The following is a 2,975-nucleotide window of genomic DNA, read 5'->3' as shown; positions in this document are numbered from 1 at the left end:
CTGGTCGGGGGCGGGGACCTGGTCGGGGGCAGGTGCCCGGTCTGGGGTGTCCGCGCGGGCTGCCGCCTCGGTGAGTGCCTGGTCGAGCCAGGCGCGGGCGGTGGCACCGAGGTCCGCGTCGAGCCGTGCGCGGAGTGCGCTGAGGTCAGGGGTGCGGGCGGTCTCGGAGGTGCCAGAGGCCCCCGAGGTCCCAGAGGTGCCGGAGGAGTGGCAGGAGTGAGGGGAGGTGTGGGTCATGGGGTGACCTCGTCGGCGGGCGTGGCGGGCACGGCGGGTGAGCTTGCTCGGCGCAGGAACTGGAGGGATTCCGCGGCGAGTTGTGGGCCCGCGTGGGAGTGGCGGGGCAGTTCGACGACGGTCAGGCCCTGGTAGCCGGTGGCGGCGAGGGCTTCGAGTACGGGCGGGAAGTCGATCTCGCCGTCTCCGAAAGGGAGGTGTTCATGGACGCCGCGGCGCATGTCCTCGATCTGGACGTGCCGCAGCCAGGGGGCTGAGTCGCGAACGCAGTCGGCGGGCGGCGCCGGTTCCAGGCACTGGCAGTGGCCGATGTCGAGGGTGAGTCCGAGCGCGGCCGGGTCGCCCAGGTCGGTGCGCAGCCGGTGGAAGTCGGCGAGAGAGGAGAGGAGGTGTCCGGGTTCGGGCTCCACGGCGAGGGGGACGCCGGCGCCGGTCGCGGTGTCGAGCACGGGGCCGAGGGACTCGGCCAGCCGCTTCCAGGCAGTGTCCTCTGAGGTCCCTTCGGGGGTGGTTCCGCTGAAGCAGTGCACGGCGTGCGCGCCGAGGTCGGCGGCGACCTGGACGGCTCTGATCAGCAGCCGCGTCCGGGCGGCGCGCCGGTCGGGGTCGGGGTCGAGCAGCGAGGGGCCGTGTTTGTGGCGCGGGTCGAGCACATAGCGGGCACCGGTCTCGACGGTGACGCTCAGACCGAGCCGGGTGAGGCGCTGGGCCAGGCGTCGGGTGCGGGCGGCCAGGTCGGGGGCCATCGGGTCCAGGTGCATGTGGTCGAGGGTCAGGCCGACGCCGTCGTAGCCGAGGTCGGAAAGGAGGGCGAGTGCGTCGTCGATGCGGAGGTCGGTGAGGCCGTTGGTGCCGTATCCGAGGCGGAGGCTCATGTGACGCTGACCTTCCGTGCGAGCTTGCCGGCGAGCGGGGCCAGGGCGGCGGTCGCAAGCGCCGTACCGAGGGCTCCGGAGCGGGCGGCGAGCGCGGCCTGCAGCGGGATCATGGCGCGGATTCCGCCGCCGACGGCGCGCTGGGTGAGCTGCGGGGACGGGTTCAGCGCGGCGTGGGCGAGCGGGCGGGCCGCGGTGGCCGCGTACGCGGCGCCGAGGAGGCTCCGGGCGGTGTCGCGGGGTGTCCTTGGTGGCTGGCCCGCGCCACGGATGCTGTGCCTTCTCGGGCGGCCGTGCGTGAGGAGCTGCCCGAGCACGGCGGTCACCGCGAGCGCGGCGAGCGGTGCGGCGGACGAGCCGCCCTGTGCCTCGCGTCGGGAGACGGTGGTGACGACGAGGGTGTGGACGCCGAGCGCGACGGCCGACGGGAGGGCGTCCCGTACGCGGCCGGTGGCTTTCCCTGGGCTGATGGCCGCGGCGGCGACCGTCGGGCGGGGACGGCTTGGTGGGCCCCCGTGACGAGGAGTGCCGAGGGCGGGGGCCGTGGGTAGTGGCTGGGGCACCGGTAGGCCACGCATCCGTCGACCGCGCACCGGAAGACCACGCATCGGTCGACCGCTCACCGGTCCGCCACGCATCGGTCGACCGCTCACCGGTCCGCCACGCGCCGGTCGACCGCTCACCGGTCGACCGCCGTTGCTCGCGCCACTCCTCTCGCCACGCGCCACTCCGGTGGTGGCTGTGGCGCCCAGGAGGAGGTCCAGGGTGCGGGCCGTCGCCATGGTCGCGGGGCCCATCGGGGTGTGCTTCAGGCCCAGGTCGTACGCCCAGACCGTGGCGGCCAGGGAGCTTGCCACGGTCAGCGCGGGGCGCCCGGCACGTGCGGCGAGGGCGAGGCCCGCGAGGGTGAGGCCGCCCGCCGCGGTGAGGGCCGCCGCTGGCGCGATGCGGCCTGAGGGCAGGGGGCGGTGGGGGCGTTCGACGGCGTCGTCGGCTCGGTCGGCCCAGTCGTTAAGGGCCATGCCCGCCTCGTACAGGCAGAGCGAGGAGCCGATGGCGAGCAGGGTGCGGTGGTTGGGGCGCCGACCGGTTGCCGCAGCGCCCGCGAGCGCGTCGCCGGGCACGGTGAACAGTGCCGGGAGCCGGAGCAGTTCGGCCCAGGCCCGGGCGCCGCCGCGGCCCTCGGATGGTGTTGCCTGGGGTGTCATCAGGCCTCCTGGAGTCGGGCCGCGAAGGTCAGGAGGGAGGTGTACTGGTCGGCCAGGGCGGAGGGGCCGCCGTCCGGGTCCTTGAAGTAGAAGCCGAGTTCGGTCAGTGGGCCGGTGAGGTTGTGCTGGTGGGCGCGGGCCAGGAGGCGGGCCAGGTCCAGGATCAGCGGGGCCGCGAGGGCCGAGTCGCAGCCCTGCCAGGTCGTTTGGAGGATCATGCGGGAGCCGAGGAAGCCGTCGAAGGCGATGTGGTCCCAGGCCGTCTTCCAGTCGCCGAGCGCGGGCACCTCGTCGATGTGCACCTCGCCCTCGGGAGATGCGCCCAGCGTGTCGGCGAGCACGCGTTCCTTGCCCGCGTTCTTGGCGGCAGCGGCGCCGGGGTCGGCCAGGGCGGCGCCGTCCCCGCCGCCCAGCAGGTTGGTGCCCGACCAGGCCCGTACTTCCAGGGCCCGTTGGACGAACATCGGCGCGAGGACCGAGCGCAGGAGGGTCTGGCCCGTCTTGCCGTCGCGGCCCGCGTACGGGAGCCCGGACGCCTCGGCTGCGGCCTTGAGCGCGGGGTGGTGCAGGCCGGTGGACGGGGTGAAGTTGACGTAGGGGCAGCCCGCGCGCAGGGCCGCCGCCGCGTACAGGGAGCTCGCGGGCAAGCGGGGGG

3 protein-coding genes and 1 pseudogene are annotated in these 2,975 nt (G+C 74.9%); all 4 read right to left on the bottom strand.

The window, feature by feature from the left end; translation table 11 throughout:
* A pseudogene (locus U9R90_RS35010) lies at positions 1-237 on the bottom strand (hypothetical protein); the annotation flags it as partial.
* A complete protein-coding gene (locus U9R90_RS35005; RefSeq protein WP_411061431.1) occupies positions 234-1,112 on the bottom strand; it encodes a sugar phosphate isomerase/epimerase family protein in 879 nt (292 codons plus the stop codon). The gene U9R90_RS35005 and the pseudogene U9R90_RS35010, both read right to left, overlap by 4 nt.
* Entirely contained in the window at positions 1,109-2,320 is a 1,212-nt protein-coding gene (locus U9R90_RS35000; RefSeq protein WP_411061429.1) for a UbiA family prenyltransferase, read from the bottom strand. Before U9R90_RS35000 ends, U9R90_RS35005 begins: the two co-directional genes overlap by 4 nt.
* On the bottom strand, positions 2,320-2,975 hold a 656-nt coding region (locus U9R90_RS34995), incomplete at its 5' end, for an inositol-3-phosphate synthase (RefSeq protein ID WP_411061427.1). The genes U9R90_RS34995 and U9R90_RS35000, both read right to left, overlap by 1 nt.

The organism is Streptomyces sp. E11-3, from assembly GCF_046540415.1.
Taxonomy (GTDB): domain Bacteria; phylum Actinomycetota; class Actinomycetes; order Streptomycetales; family Streptomycetaceae; genus Streptomyces.
Note: the sequence above shows the minus strand (reverse complement) of the source record. Positions and strands in the feature narration are given on the sequence as shown.

Coding starts and splice junctions, on each gene's coding strand:
- U9R90_RS35005 (WP_411061431.1), bottom strand. CDS start 1,112: ATGAGCCTCCGCCTCGGATACGGCACCAACGGCCTCACCGACCTCCGC.
- U9R90_RS35000 (WP_411061429.1), bottom strand. CDS start 2,320: ATGACACCCCAGGCAACACCATCCGAGGGCCGCGGCGGCGCCCGGGCC.